Annotated in this window: 10 protein-coding genes, 1 pseudogene and 1 riboswitch; of the genes and pseudogenes, 6 read left to right on the top strand and 5 right to left on the bottom strand. The window is 45.2% G+C overall.

Annotated elements, in window-relative coordinates; all coding sequences use genetic code 11:
- Window positions 1-172: 172 nt before the first annotated feature.
- Entirely contained in the window at window positions 173-1,594 is a 1,422-nt protein-coding gene (locus BXP28_RS06415; protein ID WP_051427846.1) for a basic amino acid/polyamine antiporter, read from the top strand.
- A 312-nt stretch (window positions 1,595-1,906) separates the two neighbouring features.
- Here BXP28_RS06415 and BXP28_RS06410 read toward each other — a convergent pair whose 3' ends face one another.
- A complete protein-coding gene (locus BXP28_RS06410) occupies window positions 1,907-2,203 on the bottom strand; it encodes a hypothetical protein (protein ID WP_024093934.1) in 297 nt (98 codons plus the stop codon).
- A gap of 214 nt (window positions 2,204-2,417) precedes the next feature.
- Here BXP28_RS06410 and BXP28_RS06405 point away from each other — a divergent pair, with 214 nt between their 5' ends.
- The 3 genes from BXP28_RS06405 (at window position 2,418) to BXP28_RS06400 (ending at window position 6,315) form a co-directional block, all read left to right on the top strand.
- Window positions 2,418-3,017 (top strand): DUF1049 domain-containing protein, encoded by a 600-nt coding sequence (locus BXP28_RS06405; RefSeq protein ID WP_036654354.1) that lies wholly within the window; start codon window positions 2,418-2,420, stop codon window positions 3,015-3,017.
- Between the two features lie 180 nt (window positions 3,018-3,197).
- Window positions 3,198-3,347: a hypothetical protein gene (locus tag BXP28_RS23580; RefSeq protein WP_024093936.1), complete on the top strand. Its 150-nt coding sequence runs from the start codon at window positions 3,198-3,200 to the stop codon at window positions 3,345-3,347.
- A 211-nt stretch (window positions 3,348-3,558) separates the two neighbouring features.
- Window positions 3,559-6,315: an endo-beta-N-acetylglucosaminidase gene (locus BXP28_RS06400; protein ID WP_023485103.1), complete on the top strand. Its 2,757-nt coding sequence runs from the start codon at window positions 3,559-3,561 to the stop codon at window positions 6,313-6,315.
- A gap of 131 nt (window positions 6,316-6,446) precedes the next feature.
- On the opposite strand, the pseudogene ptsG reads toward BXP28_RS06400, so the two are convergent.
- Window positions 6,447-7,952: pseudogene (gene ptsG, locus BXP28_RS06395) on the bottom strand (glucose-specific PTS transporter subunit IIBC); the annotation flags it as partial.
- 520 nt (window positions 7,953-8,472) lie between these two features.
- Here ptsG and BXP28_RS06390 point away from each other — a divergent pair.
- Entirely contained in the window at window positions 8,473-9,090 is a 618-nt protein-coding gene (locus BXP28_RS06390; RefSeq protein ID WP_024093939.1) for a sterol desaturase family protein, read from the top strand.
- Window positions 9,091-9,109: 19 nt separating this feature from the next.
- Here the strand turns inward: BXP28_RS06390 and BXP28_RS06385 are convergent, their stop codons facing one another.
- The 3 genes from BXP28_RS06385 to serS form a co-directional block, all read right to left on the bottom strand.
- The gene (locus tag BXP28_RS06385) at window positions 9,110-9,562 is read right to left on the bottom strand and encodes a DUF441 domain-containing protein (RefSeq protein ID WP_023485106.1); all 453 of its coding nucleotides are present in this window, start codon (window positions 9,560-9,562) and stop codon (window positions 9,110-9,112) included.
- Between the two features lie 116 nt (window positions 9,563-9,678).
- Window positions 9,679-11,310 carry a formate--tetrahydrofolate ligase gene (locus BXP28_RS06380; RefSeq protein ID WP_077584973.1) on the bottom strand — a complete coding sequence of 544 codons (1,632 nt, stop codon included), beginning with the start codon at window positions 11,308-11,310 and terminating at the stop codon, window positions 9,679-9,681.
- A 558-nt stretch (window positions 11,311-11,868) separates the two neighbouring features.
- Window positions 11,869-13,158: a serine--tRNA ligase gene (serS, locus tag BXP28_RS06375; RefSeq protein ID WP_024093941.1), complete on the bottom strand. Its 1,290-nt coding sequence runs from the start codon at window positions 13,156-13,158 to the stop codon at window positions 11,869-11,871.
- Between the two features lie 638 nt (window positions 13,159-13,796).
- A riboswitch (Lysine riboswitch) is annotated at window positions 13,797-13,986 on the top strand.
- 109 nt (window positions 13,987-14,095) lie between these two features.
- Between serS and BXP28_RS06365 the strand changes: the two genes are divergently transcribed.
- Entirely contained in the window at window positions 14,096-15,538 is a 1,443-nt protein-coding gene (locus BXP28_RS06365; protein ID WP_412070813.1) for an amino acid permease, read from the top strand.
- The last annotated feature ends 276 nt before the right edge of the window (window positions 15,539-15,814 follow it).

Genomic DNA, 15,814 nt, shown 5'->3' with positions numbered 1-15,814 from the left:
ACAATTCCGCGATAAACGGCACTTAACATTGTACCATTATTTGCTATTGAACGGGTAATGGAAAAATATAACTTCCTTAAAGTCCGGTTCTTTGTTGCTCTACCAGAGTAAAAGGTTTATACTAATCCATTGTATTAGTCAAAATTAACAGCAGCAAGGAGCTTATTTAACTATGATGTTGCAGGATCGAAAACTGGGCTTTTTGGCCCTTGTCTCCCTTGTAGTAGGTTCCATGATCGGAGGGGGTATTTTCAGCATGCCGGGAGATATGGCACAAGAAGCCAATTCGGGGGCTGTGTTGGTCGCCTGGCTGATTACGGGGCTTGGTGTCATTATGCTCGCGTTAACTTTTCAAAACCTGGCAGACCGGTATCCCCATCTCGACAACGGGATTTATAGCTATGCCAAAGAAGGATTCGGCCAATTCATTGGCTTTTTGAGTGCATGGGGGTACTGGCTGGCCAACATGCTGACTATAGTAGCGAGTTCCATTCTACTATTCAGCGCATTATCCTACTTTTTTCCTGTTTTTGAAGATGGGAATAATCTGATTTCTATCGCTTGTGCTTCGGTTTTGATCTGGATGCTTCATATTTTTTTGCTTCGCGGACTCAACGAAGCGGCGGTAGTGAACGGACTGATTACATTAGCCAAGCTTATTCCGATTGGAGTTTTTATTGTAATTTTGTTTGCCGCATTTCAACTGGATACGTTCCGGTTTCGCTTTTGGGGAAGTGATACATTTGACTGGAGTGTAGTTGGGGGCCAGGTGAACAAAACCATGCTGATAACCGTTTGGGCATTCCTGGGCATTGAAGGGGCTGTCGTTTTTTCCGGAAGGGCAAGAAGAAGAAAGGATGTTGGCAAGGCAACGGTGATGGGGCTGCTGGGTACCCTGATTATTTATATGCTTGTCTCTTTGTTGTCTTACGGCATATTCCCAAGAGAGCAGCTTGCCGGACTCCGAACGCCATCCATGGCATATGTTCTGGAGCATGTACTGGGGCCGTGGGGGGCGGCACTAATTAATATTGGTCTTATCATTTCCCTGTTTGGACTGGTGATAGGAATGTCCTTACTATCAGCAGAAACACTGTTCGTTGCAGCAAAAGATCGCGTGCTTCCCAAGTGGGCGGCCTATGAAAATAAAAATGGAACCCCTGCCGGGTCATTTTGGATCACTACCTTATCGGTCCAGGTTGTCCTGCTTTTCGTAATCTTTATGGGCTCGACGTATCAGACTATCTACCAGGTGACAACAACAGCCATCCTGCTCCCGTATTTGTTTTCAACAGCTTATCTGGTCAAATCCTGTTTGAAAGCTTCAGGGAGGAAAAAGGCAGCCAATGGCGGAAAAGGGCTGGTTTTCGGGCTGTTTTCCTCTATTTATGCAGGCTACCTGTTATATGCGGCAGGATTTCATAATCTGCTTTATGCTTCTGTACTTTATGGTGCCGGACTAATTCTGTTCTTTCGGGTTTACCGTCAGGACGGCGGCAAATCCATTCACTATTCCAAAACGGATGCTCTGCTGACTTTCTTGATTCTATTGATGTGTTTATACTGCTTACTGTCCTTCGCAGGTTTCTTCTAACTGTAAGGGAAAATCAAGGTTAATATAAAAAACAGGTACTGCGATGCTGCAGTCCTGTGAGCGTGTAGACAAAGTATGTCCGGTATAAAAAGGTAAAAGTTTTTGCTTCCGGCGCTCTTAATTCCAGGGAATCTGAATGATAGTATGGATCGTTATTCCCCGGAATTAAAGGCGCACGCTACCCGCTCTTCAGACAAAAACTTTTACCTGTAACGTTGCATTCAAAGACTTTCTCGACAGCCAGAAGTTACTGCAATGCTGCAGTCCTGCTTGTTTTAAGAGCGCGGCGGAAAAACAAGGCTTTTGCCGTTCTTAATGCGGCTTAATAAAATTGGCTACAATTGATTTTAGCTCATTGTCTGTATCCGGTTTATGCTTGCCGTCACCCATATCCGTGATGCGGATTTTATAAGGTTCCGAAGTGTTTTTGCTGACAAATACGACTCCGCTCCAATCATTCTCGTCCAGTTCCACATCATAGCCAAACTGTTTAAACATTTTCTGCAAATCAGTGGCGGTTACTTCCTTTTCTTTATCCGTAAAAACAAGACCTTTTAAAGATTTCGTCTCATTCTTCCTAATCACCGTAAATTGAATATTATGTTCCATGAGCTATCCTCCAAGTTGTCGGTACTTTCTCTATCATCATAACATAACCATAAATCGCAGCATTGAACCTAAAACGAAAAAAATGTGAAAAACATTTTAGGAAAAGAGGTGTAGGCAAACCGGAGTATTTACTCCGGAGCCCGTTTATGGTACAATAAATACTATGGTTATGGAGGTTCGGCAATTTATTATCAAATAAAGGGGGAAACCGTTTATGAAATCAACAAGTCGTGCGAAACTGATCAAAATCTTATCCCTCATGTTATTTATAGCCGTGGGAATTGGAATTATTGTGATGATGCTTATGTTTATCCAGCACCTGAATCATAAACAGCAAATGTTTGCACAAAACCAAAGAGTGGAGCAAATGCAGCAGAAAGATAAAGAGACTGACGGGGCCGAAGATCCGAAAGGGGAGCCTGATACGGATGCAAAAGCCGAAGATCAGAATAAAGAGGCTGAGCAAAAAACTGAAAAGAATAGGAGTACGGCAAAGTCCGGTACCAAAGGGAATATGGATGCACAGAAGACTTCCGCCAATACTTCTGCCGGGCAGTCTGAGCACCTGAAGAGGCTGATCCAGCTGGAGAAGGAATTTCAGGAAGTAACGAAACAATTTAACGGGAAAAAACAAAAAGGTCTCTCAAAAGAAAAAACGGAAGAGTTGAAGGCCCGTCTGGAGGAGGCCAAGGAAAGTCTTAAATCCATCGAGGAAGCAACCAAGAAAGGTGAGAACTGGAAGAAAGGCATCGAAAAGAAGCTGGAAAATTTCGACCAACTCATCGAAGATTGGTTCAGAAAACAGACAGGATAAAGTTAGCAGAAGAATAAAGCTAGCAGAGTGACAAGGAGCTATAGGGCTCTTTTTTGATTTGCGGCAGGATACATCGAACACGACGATCGGGACGACTCTTGTCGTGAAGGAAGTGACCCGCCGTCCGGTTGTGGACCCGTACGGCAGTTTCTATAAGCATCGGCACCCGGAAGGATTCGGATGCCGGGCGGTGCCAGCAATACGGGAGCGGACTGGGTAAGCGCAGAGTATGCCGGTGCCGATCTGAACGCGCCAGGGATTTCCGTATTGGAAATGACAGAGATCGGCCTTAGATGGCACCATATGAATATAGCAGGTCATGTGAAATAAACCAAACACAAAGCTCCCTTCTGGTGCCGGATTTTATCCCGGTCAGCAAAGTGGGGCTTTTATAATGGAAAGAACCAAATTTGTCCAGAGCCAAAAGTCCCGATTATGACCTGGGACATTTTGCCCTTTTCTTGCGTAAACGTTTTCGTATATACTGAATGAGTAAATAAAACCGCTATCATACATTTTTGTTTCGAGGAGGGAGCTATTAATGAAACGGTCCATGAAAAAGAAATGGAAAGTGATTGTCAGTACTGCAATACTTGCTGCCGCTTTCACCGGCTTTGCCAGCCAGACGGAAGCCGCACAGCCCCATTCGTCTTACTGGTATCCGGACAGTTTGTTGAAGTGGGATCCAAAGCAGGACAAAGATGCTGATTTCAATAAGGGAACCGTGAAGCTGCAAAAGCGGACAAAAGGGTTCAATCAGGTCAATCCGAATGCATTAGCCGATCCGAAAGTGGTAGCGCTTGCTGCCATGAATCCAAGCACAAGCGGTACACCTTCGCAAGGGTCGGATAAATTCAACATTTATGCATTCAACAATTGGCAATACATAGATAAACTTGTAATGTGGGGGGGATCTGCCGGCGAAGGTCTCATCGTTCCTCCCAGTGCGGACGTCATCGACGCTGCCCATAAAAATGGCGTTCCTGTTCTTGGAACCGTTTTTCTGCCGCAAACCGAGCATGGCGGTAAGATCGCCTGGATGAGGGAACTGATTCAAAAAGATGACAAGGGTTGTTTTCCTGTGGCGGACAAGCTGCTTGAAGCCGCTGCTTATTACGGATTTGACGGATGGTTTATCAATCAGGAGACCCAGGGAGCCACACGGGAAGACGCTGCACAAATGCAGGAATTCCTGACTTATCTGCAAAATAAAAAACCGGAAAATATGGAAATTCTATGGTACGATTCCATGATCGATACCGGACAGGTTGCATGGCAGGGGGCACTGACAAATAGAAACCGGATGTTCTTCCAAAATGGAGGACAGCAAGTGGCAGATGGCATGTTTATTGACTTTAGATGGCAGTACGGCGCCACTGCGTTTCAACAATCGCCGGAAGCCGCAAAAAGATTGGGACGTAGTCCTTATGACCTGTTTGCGGGAATTGACGTGGAGGCAAACGGGTATAACACGAAGATTAACTGTCCGGTTCTGTTCCCGAAAGGGAAGAAAGCGACAACCTCACTCGGTATTTACCGACCGGACTGGGCTTTTAACAGTTCAAAAACATTTGAGGAATACATGGAAAAAGAACAGATCTTCTGGGCGGGAGCTCAGAAAAATCCGGCACTTGCCGCATTGCCTGAGGGAGCCGATCCTAAAGGCTGGAGCGGGATTGCCCACTACATTAACGACCAGAGTGCAGTTACAGGGACTCCGTTTATTACCCACTTTAATACGGGGAACGGAAAACTTTTTGCCGTTGATGGGGAAGTAGTCCGTGACAAAGAGTGGAATAACCGGAGTCTTCAGGATGTGCTTCCTAGCTGGAGGTGGATTGCGGAGAGCGACGGAACTGCCTTAAAGCCCGATTTTGACTGGTCTAAAGCTTATTTTGGGGGCAGTTCTCTAAAAGTGAAGGGGGACTTAAGCCCGGCGCATCCAACCAAAGTGAAGCTTTACAAAGCGGATCTTTCTGTACAGGACGATACGGCCATATCCCTTGTTTATCAAACCAACAGTGATAAGAGCACTATCAAAGTGGGAGTATCTTTCTCCGATGAACCGGACACCTTCACCTATCTGGATTTAAAACCCGGGAAGGACAAGAATGGTTGGAAGCAGGGTGCTGTGGATTTAAGCCCGTATGCAGGTAAGAAAGTGGCGGCATTATCACTGGAGTTCGGCAGCAGCGGGGAGATTAGGGATTTCCAGGCGAATATTGGGGAACTTGCCATCGAAAATAGGACGGAACAGCCGGCTTCTTTGCCTGCAGTGAGCGGCTTGAATATTCGTGAAACGGAGTTTACAGAAGGAATCTATGGGGATGGAAGGCTGGAGTGGAATAAACTTTCAGGTGACGATGTTCTGTACTATCAGGTATATCGCGTTAAGCCGGATCATACCCGTGAATACATTGGAGCAACTCCAAATAATGTGTACTATGTTCCGCAGATGAAAAGGACCGGAAAAGAAGCATCTACAGTATTAGAGGTTGTACCTGTAAACAGGTCTTATCGGCAGGGGGAAAAAACCAGTGTAAAATTCGACTGGCCGGCATACCCGAAGCCGACCGCAAAGTTCTCTGCGGAGAAAACCCTGATAGCCCCTGGGGAAAGTGTGACGTTTCGGAATGAGTCCTCAGAGGTTACGGAAAGCGTAGAATGGAGTTTCCCAGGGGCCCGGCCTGAAACCAGTACCGAAGAAAATCCTTCAGTTGCGTTCCCTAACGAAGGCACTTACACAGTTACCTTAAGGGCAAAAAATAGCGAAGGTGAAGACGTTGCAACAAAAAAAGAATTCATTACGGTCACCAAAGAAGCGGCCGGTGGTGTTGGCGATCTGGCTTTGAACAAGCAGGCGACAGCAAGTTCGTTTGTTAATGACAGGGAAGCACCGAAATTTGCTCTGGATGGAAATGATAAAACGAAATGGTGTGCCGTCGGCGATGGACCGCATTGGCTAACCGTTGATCTGGGCTCTACCCGCAAGGTTAGCGGATTTGTAGTTAAACATGCCGAAGCCGGCGGAGAAGCTGCGGCGTTTAATACAAGAGATTTTGAAATTTCGGTCAGCCTGGACGGGAAAAACTGGACGCAGGTTGTAGATGTGAAAGGCAACACGCTGGGAACCAGTAAACATTCCATTGCACTTACCGAAGCCAGATACGTGAAACTGAATGTAACCAAACCTACCCAGGGAGGGGATACCGCAGCACGTATTTACGGTTTTGAGGTTCATGGGCTTAAAGCTCCGGTTCCGACATTTACTGATATCCAGGATCACTGGGCTAGGTAAAACAGAACCTCCATCTCCACTTTGTTAGTGGATTTGGAGGTTCTATCGTTTGGAAAGGTACTTCCGGGAATTCGTCCGGGTAACTTACCGATAGCTGGAGGAATCCTGAATCAATGAAATCACAATTTTTGCATGAGTTCTTTCATTTGGGATTTAATTGTATCAGACCGTGTACCGAAGATGGCCTGAATGTTGTTGCCCACTTCAAGCACCCCGGCAGCCCCGAGCTCTTTAAGCCTTTCTTTATTGACTTCACCTACGTTGTTCACCTGTATGCGGAGACGGGTAATGCAGGCGTCCAGGGAAGAAATATTCTTCCCGCCTCCGAAAGCCTCCAGGATTTGAGCCGGCAGCTCATTATTGTCTCCAGCTCCCGCTTTGGCATTCTCTGCTTCTTCAGGCTCCCGTCCGGGTGTTTTCAAATCGAATTTACGAATGACAAAACGGAACATGAAATAGTAGATGACCGCTATGACAAGCCCTACCGGTATGACGAGCCACCAGGCGGTACGGTTGGGAATGACGCCGAATAAGATGAAGTCGATGATACCGCCGGAGAAAGTCATCCCGATTTTGACATTCAGGAGCTGCATAGTCATAAAGGACAATCCCGCGAATACAGCATGGATGGCAAAAAGCAACGGAGCCACGAAAAGGAAAGCAAATTCGATAGGTTCAGTGATTCCCGTCAGGAAGGATGTTAGAGCGGCCGACCCCATAATACCGGCAACCAGTTTTTTCTTTTCGGGTTTTGCTTCATGGTACATGGCAAGGGCGGCAGCCGGAAGCCCGAACATCATAAACGGGAACTTCCCGGTCATAAAGGTACCTGCCGTTAAAGTAGCCCCGTCCTTAATCTGCTCGAAAAAGATTTTCTGGTCTCCCTGAACCAGTTGTCCCGCTTTATTTAAATATTGTCCGAATTCAAACCAGAAAGGGGAATAGAAAATATGATGCAGGCCAAAGGGGATCAGGGAACGTTCAATAACCCCGAAAATAAAGGCAGATAATGTCGGGTTAGAATCCACCATGCTGTGGGAAAATGTGTTTAATCCGCTTTGGGCATACGGCCAGAGAAATACCATGATGATTCCCACTAACAGGGAAGCGGCCGCCGTGACGATAGGGACGAACCGTTTTCCTGCAAAAAATCCCAAGTAAGACGGCAGCTCGATTTTGAAAAACCTCCGGTACAGATAGGCGGCAAGAATCCCTATAATGATTCCCCCGAATACCCCTGTCTGGAGAGTGTCAATCCCAAGTACATTGGCATAGGCCATATTCCCTTCAACCAGGGCGGGAGTAACCCCGAGAATAGTCCCCATGGTTACATTCATGATGAAATAGCCAACAATGGCCGCAAGACCGGCCACACCTTCCCCTTCAGCAAGACCAACTGCCACTCCGACAGCAAACAGCAAAGATAAATTGTTGAACACAATACTTCCCGAATTTTCCATTACGCTGGCTAGACCCTGGATGACGGGTGTTTGAAAAAAAGGAGCGAGTTGCAAAAAGTCGGGATTATGGAGCAGGTTGCCGAAAGCAAGTAGAATTCCCGCTGCAGGCAAAATAGCGACAGGCAGCATTAATGCTTTTCCGACCTTTTGGAGCAAGCCGAATAATTTTTTGAACATATAGATTCTCCTCGTATAGTATATGTATGAACATTTTGCAAAACCTGAGATTCGTCTGAAAGCAACCAAAGAGAAAGTAGCTTGCCGATCTCCAAGAACCGTTTTTCTTAGAGACCATAAAAATTCCACCCCAAGGAGAGAGTGCCGATTGTCTTCAGCAATCTTAAATTTAATGCGCTTTCAAAATGGAAAATTACAAAATGATCTTAGTTAAATTATAACATGATTTTCCGAAAAAAGTATGTGATTAATTTCATATATAATTTTCAGAACACCGGCAGTTCGGCATCTAATAGAACCCAAGAAAATTCTTCCCTGCCTCTGAAACTATGGCAAAATTAAATTGCAGGAAAGCAAGAGTGCAATACCGGTTTTAAACAAGCACTATACCAGGATTTTATGGAAGCAAACGGGAGGTCGGACAGTAAGTTTGAATAAAACATCTGAAGGGAGAATAGAAATTTGGGATAGTACAAATGAAAGCTTCCCTATATACTAATAAAGAAAGGGGGGCGGAGAATTGAAAGCTTACTTAAAAGAATTCTGGACAGACAAAAGAGTCATGTTTATTAGTTTGATGTTTATAATCTACAGTTGTTCGGCTTTATTCACGCCATATGAACCGTGGTCCTGGACAGCTGTTATAGGAGGAGTGGTCTTTTTCTTCTTCCTTGAATATTTTGTTCACCGCTTTGTGCTTCACGGGTTTTTCGCCAAAATAATGCCTAAAGCCCATGTTGGCCATGATGCCCATCATCATGATCCGCTGAATATGACTTTCCTGCTGACACCCAACCAATATAATGTACCTTATCATTTTTTGCTCTGGGTTGTTTTTTCTTTAGCGTTCAGGTCTTTTCATCTGGGAAGTTCCGTTATGGCCGGGTTTACGGCATATCATTTATATTATGAATGGAGTCATTTTGTTTCGCACCGTCCCATTCAGCCTATTACACCATGGGGCAAATGGATGAAGAAGTTTCATCTGCTGCATCACTACAAGAATGACAAGCACTGGTTCGGGGTGACTCATCCGGTGTTGGACTCTGTTTTCGGTACAGACCCCTCACAGAACGAAATAGAAAAAACAGTCACCACCCCAGTGAAAAAGGATTCGAAACAAGGTAATGCAAATTAAAACAAATTCATGCAATGTATCATGATTGTCCGATAATTAATGACAGGATCCCGGCTGCAATTAAAGGTCCGACCGGTACTCCTCCGAACAAGGCAACTCCGAGAATGGTTCCGATCAGCAGCCCGGCTACAATAGTAGGCTGGTTGGACATCAGGGTTACACCTCTTCCTCCGAGAAAAGCTACAAGCATGCCTACCGCAACAGCCAGGAGGGATTTCCAATGAATAAAGGAATGGAGAACCGTTTCCATCGTGATTTTCCCGCTTGCTATGGGGGACATAACACCGATGGTCAAAATGACGATCCCTACAGTCAAACCGTATTTTTCTATCCAGGGAAACCTTTGATGCAGATTTGTGATTCGCAGCAGCAGCAGTACAATCATGGCGATGGAAACGGTCGTGTTGTTGCTGAAAAGGCCCAGTGCCGCAAGTAATAGCAGCAGCAAAGCCGGCATATCAATATGGCTCATAGTTACAGCTCCTTGTGATAGTTAAGATGAAGCCCTGAACGGTTCTACCGCTTCAGGCTTTTTTGAAAGCTAAGAACAGGTGATTTTTCGAAAACTGTCCTTACTTTTCGTGTTTGTTAAAACAATCCATGGATAGTTCCCTTCCCGTCAATATCCAGTTGTTCGGCTGAAGGGCGTTTAGGCAGGGCGGGCATAGTCATAATTTGTCCCATCATGACCACTATAAAACCCGCACCTGCGGACAATTTAATTTCCCGGACATGCATCTCAAAGTCTACCGGTGCACCAAGCAGCTTTGGATTATCCGAAAATGAATATTGGGTTTTGGCTATACAGACCGGAAGATGGCTGAGGCCAAGCTCCTCGATTTGCCGGATGGATTTTTCCGCCGATTGGCTATAGGTAACGGTTTTCCCCCTATAGATCTTCCTGACAATTTGTTCGATCTTGGATGGGATCGAATCCCCGTCTTCATAAGTGAATGAAAGTTTCCCGGACTGACCCTCGGTCAATTCAATGATCTTGCGAGCCAGCTCCGCTCCTCCTTCACCGCCCAATTCCCACACTTTGGAAACAGCAGCCTCTACTCTAAATTCCCTGCACAGCTGAAGGAAAGCTTCTACTTCTTCTTCTGTATCTGTATAAAAATGGTTTAAAGCGACAACCAGTGGAATACTGAATTGGCTGATATTTCCAATATGACGCTTTAAATTTTCGAATCCGTGCCTGACGGCTTCCTGGTTTTCCAAATGAAGTTCCTGCTTCGGCACGCCAGCATTATATTTGAGCGCTTTAATTGTAGCGACAATTACCGCAGCTTGAGGAGTCAGCCCGGATTTCCGGCACTTGATGTTGAAAAATTTTTCGGCGCCAAGATCGGCACCGAATCCCGCTTCAGTACACACGTAGTCAGCCAGTTTCAAGGCAAGGCGGGTACCGATAATGCTGCTGCACCCATGGGCGATGTTGCCGAAGGGGCCTCCGTGTATGATAGCCGGTGTTTCTTTAATGGTTTGCACGAGATTAGGGTGAATGGCATCTTTTAGAAGAACGGTCATGGCTCTCTCTGCTTTCAGCTGGCTTACAGTAACAGGTTTTCCATCAAAAGTATAGGCTACAATCATTTCGCCAATTTTCTTCTTGAGATTCGTGATTGACTCGCACAAGCAGAGGATGGCCATAATTTCGGAAGCTACTGTGATCATAAAGCCGTCTTCCCGGGTCATTCCGCCTGTGTCACCTAAACCGATAACAATCTGCCGCAAGGAACGGTCATTCATGTCCACGGCTCTTTTCCAGACGATTTTCTTAGGATTAATTCCGAGTTCATTGCCGTGATGAATGTGGTTATCAATCATAGAGGAGAGCAGATTATGGGCGGCTGTTATTGCGTGCATATCCCCGGTGAAATGAAGGTTAATGTCCTCCATCGGAATCACTTGAGAACGTCCGCTTCCCGTAGCTCCGCCCTTTATTCCCATACAAGGACCAAGAGAAGGCTCACGAAGTGCTGCAATCGCAGAATGACCTAATTTGTTGATCGCCTGGGAGAGACCAATAGTAGTCAGTGTCTTGCCTTCTCCAGCAGGTGTAGGATTCATAGCCGTAACCAGGATAAGCTTTCCGTCCTGGCGTTTTTTTGTTCGTTCCCATAAATCTGCGGAAAGCTTGGCTTTATACTTGCCGTATAAATCAAGTTCACCTTCACGTATACCTAATGCTGCAGCAATGGATTGAATGTTTTTCATGTCCGGCTCCTTTTCTTGACTAAGTATGTATAGTTTTGTCTTTTCTTAAAGAACGGGGAAGCGGCTGAAGGCTTAACCTGACAGGAAGCTCTCATAATTCAAGCCTCTACTGCTCATTGTACCTAAAGTTGTTCCAAAAATTAAGCGCAACATTTTTTTATTCTAAAAATGGTATATACGATTTTCGAAAATGAAGCATACTGGGATTTATGCAAAAAAATGCAGGAAAGAGGAGGAGAAATGCATGTAAAACTTAATTCAAGCAAAACATTTTACAGAATAGTCTCGATGTTTCTGGTTTTTATAAATGAGCCGAGAACACTAGTGATTTCAATTGTGAGATGAATCGGTTTCGGATAAGGCGTGTCTCTAGACACCGACATATGGTGAATTCTCGTGACTTTTAGTCATGAGAGAACTATTAGTGTTTTTACAGATACTGCTTTTAGTTTAAAATCGGGCGAAGGGATCGATAATCTTCCCTTCGCCCGATTTCTATTTTATCAGCATAACCCGTCATTTCCCCAATCTGTTTATGGGTCGTCTGATGCTTTTGATCTAGTCAAATTTCGGTGCTCTCAGTTCTTTTCGGCCGCCCATGTATGGGCGGAGAGCAGGCGGAAGATAGACCGATCCATCTTCTCTCTGGTGATTTTCGAGAAGAGGGATTAATATTCTCGGCGAAGCTACCGCGGTATTGTTCAATGTATGGCAATACTCTAAATTACCTCTTTCATCCCGGTAGCGGATATTGGAACGGCGTGATTGGAAATCATGAAGATTTGAAGACGAGTGGGTCTCACCGTAATCTCCGCGACTAGGCATCCAAGTCTCAATATCATACTGTTTATATGTTTTTTGCGACATATCTCCTGTACAGACAGCGACCACACGGTAGGGGAGTTCCAGCATCTGCAGTAATTCCTCGGCATTTGCCGTAATTTCCTGTAGAACCGATTCGGATTCGTCCCGATCATTTCGGCAGAAAACTACTTGTTCGACTTTGGCAAACTGATGAACACGGTAAAGTCCGCGTACGTCTTTACCTGCTGCCCCGACTTCTTTACGGAAACAGTAAGTTGCGGCAGCCAAACGGATCGGTTCGGTTACATCCACAATATCACCGCTGAAGCAGGAAACCAGTGATACCTCCGAAGTGCCCGCAAGAAACTTATCCTCATTGCGGATGGAGAAAGTCTGTTCCCGGCCGAGTGGGAAATAACCCGTATTTTGAAGGGATTCTTCCCGTACCAGGACAGGTACATCCATCAGGGTAAAGTTTTTGCGAAGCAATAAATCAATGGCAAGCTGCTGTACGGCACGGTGGAGTAAAACCCCATCTCCTTTTAATACATAATTGCGGCTGCCTGCCATCTTGACCCCTCTTGGTAAATCAAACAAATCTAGATTTTTTCCAAGAACGACATGATCCTGAATCTCAAAAGGGAATTTGACAGGTTTCTCCCAATATCGGACAGGGACATTATCCGCGTCCGATTTCCCGACAGGAGTATCCGGGGAGACGATGTTCGGAACGAGCAGCATCATTTCGTCAAATGCGGATTGGACCCGTCTAAGTTCCTGTTCGGAATCTGCTAATCTGGTTTGAAGCTGTTTGGATTCAGCTTTGCACTGCTCCGCCTCTTCATTTTTTTTCTGTACCAGCAGCATGGGAATCTGTTTGGCTAATTCGTTCCGCTGTTTGCGGATGCTTTCCACATGGACCAGCAACCGACTTCTTTCCTCATCCAGTTTCAGCAGGTCGTAAATACTTAGGGAAATGTTTTTATTATCCGCTATTTCTTGCAGCAACTGTGCCTTCTCACGAATAAATCGAATGTCTAACATGGTCAGCTCCTTCCTTTTTCTAGACAAAAAGCGCCCTCATCTTTTTGGGACGAGGGCGCTTTTGCTCGCGGTGCCACCCAAATTGATTAGCCCGAAGGCTAATCCGCTTGGTTCCACGTTAACGGATGGTACCGGTTTATTTAGGGGACGAAGCCTCTGTCCGTCCTTGTCATAAACGTCTCCGAGTTGGATGCTCTTCATCGACATGATGGCATTATGTATATATGTCATTATAACCAATTTAACAAGAGTTAACAATACAAAAAAGACACAAAGGTCCAGGCCACCTTCATGTCTTATCCAAGTGCGGTCCAGCTAACACAAGGAAGGAAATTTGTTGTACTTTCACATCGAAAAGGAGGTTTCATTATTGCTTTGGATTCGTCATTTATCCAAATTCAACCAGAGATCAGCTTAAAACGGTTTACAAAGGCTAGTTATCAGTGAGATGTGAGAAGTATTAGTTTAGCTGTTGACCTTAAGATAAGTATGCCCTAAGAAGAGTTATCTTTGGTTACATTCTGGAAACAAATTATTATCGGAGTCATCTCCTAAAATCTTTCATTGAACATTAGCAGTTTTTTATATATACTGGTTTATCATAAACGAATAGTAATTCAATCCTCATCATAATCAGCGGATGAGGTAGAGGTCGCGATTTTCATAAGTAGGTTATAGGAGACGCAGGGTAGGTCAATGACTATAACAGAAAGGGAAAATCGCCGAAGTTTCTTCCGGTTACTCTGGCCGAAGGGACTGGGGCTGTATCCGAATAGGAACAGAACTGTCACGTTTGTCACCCGGCAAACGTGGGGAGCTATCTTCATGGAAGGTATGATGCGGGGTTGTTAAAATTACCGCCGGGATATCTTGCAGGCGGTATTTTTTTATGCAGATGTAAATATGATTTTCGATCAATGTAAGGAGTATGTCCATTATGTCTAATGAATTAATTCGCGGGTTAACAGCCCGGCATTTAACGATGATCTCGCTCGGCGGTTCCATCGGTACGGGACTGTTTTTGGCCAGTGGAGGCGCTATCAGCCAGGCTGGCCCCGGCGGAGCCTTGTTGGCTTATGCCGCAATCGGTATTATGGTTTATTTTTTAATGACAAGCTTAGGGGAACTTGCGGCTTATATGCCAGTCCCGAGATCTTTCAGCACCTATGCAACCAAATTTGTCGATCCGTCCCTTGGGTTTGCCTTGGGCTGGAATTATTGGTACAACTGGGCAATCACAATCGCTGCGGAATTATCAGCAGCGACCCTGATTATGAAGTACTGGTTCCCGGATAGCTCTTCCTTTCTATGGAGTGCTTTATTTCTTGCTTTGATGTACGGACTTAACCGTTTGTCTGTCCGTGTTTATGGCGAGTCAGAGTATTGGTTTGCCATTATTAAAGTGGTTACAGTCATTATTTTTATCATCATCGGAATTCTAATGATATTTGGCATTTTAGGTGGTGAGTATGTGGGGTTTTCTAACCTGACGATCGGAGATGCTCCATTTCATGGCGGATTTTTCGCTATGCTTGGCGTGTTTATGGCTGCCGGTTTTTCATTTCAGGGTACAGAACTGATCGGAGTTGCCGCAGGTGAGAGTGAACATCCTGAGAAAAACATTCCCCGTGCCATCAAACAAATCTTTTGGCGGATTCTTCTATTTTACATTCTGGCCATTTTTATCATCGGGATATTGATTCCTTATACGAGTCCAAATTTGGTCCATGCTGATGTGAATGCTATTTCAATGAGTCCGTTTACGCTGGTTTTTCAAAAAGCCGGATTTGCCTTCGCTGCTGCAGTAATGAACGCGGTCATCCTGACTTCAGTTTTATCCGCCGGTAACTCCGGAATGTATGCTTCTACACGGATTTTATGGGTACTAGCCAAAGAAGGCAAAGCCCCTAAATTTCTTGGAAAGCTTAACAAGAAAGGGGTTCCGGTTTATGCCCTGCTGTTGACCGCTATGGTCGGCATGCTCGCTTTTCTTTCCTCCGGATTCGGAGATGGGCAGGTTTATGTATGGCTGCTGAATGCTTCGGGCATGTCTGGATTTATTGCTTGGCTGGGGATCGCCATAAGTCATTACCGCTTTAGAAAAGCCTATGTTGCTCAAGGGTACAACGTCGGGGAACTGCCTTACCGGGCCAAACTGTTTCCGTTCGGACCTTTTTTTGCCTTTATCCTTTGTATGATCGTGATTATTGGGCAAAGCTACACTGCTTTTGAAAATGGTACTGTAGACTGGACAGCTTTACTTGCAGCCTATATCGGCATTCCATTATTCCTGATTGTCTGGCTCGGCTATAAATTCACGAAGAAAACCAAAATTGTACCTTTGGAAGAATGTGAAATAGTAAGCAGGAAAGAGAAATAGAGTTGGTAACAGGGCTTTCTCGAAAAGGTGGTCTAATTCCAGAAATTAGGTCGTTCAGACCTCCAACCGCCATGCAGCGGGACAGGGAGTCTTTTTTTATCCACCTAAAATGCTGCGCTGCATAATCACAAGCTGCCCAGAGGCAGCATATGGTATATCAAATGGTATCCGCCCGATAGAAGGTCCGCAAGTTGAGTTACATGACTCGTTTGATATACCCGTTTATTTATCATTATCCGCTCCCTTATTCAGCTCCGCAAAATGTTTGCAGGTGTC

The organism is Paenibacillus larvae subsp. larvae (assembly GCF_002003265.1).
GTDB lineage: Bacteria > Bacillota > Bacilli > Paenibacillales > NBRC-103111 > Paenibacillus_H > Paenibacillus_H larvae.
Note: the sequence above shows the minus strand (reverse complement) of the source record. Positions and strands in the feature narration are given on the sequence as shown.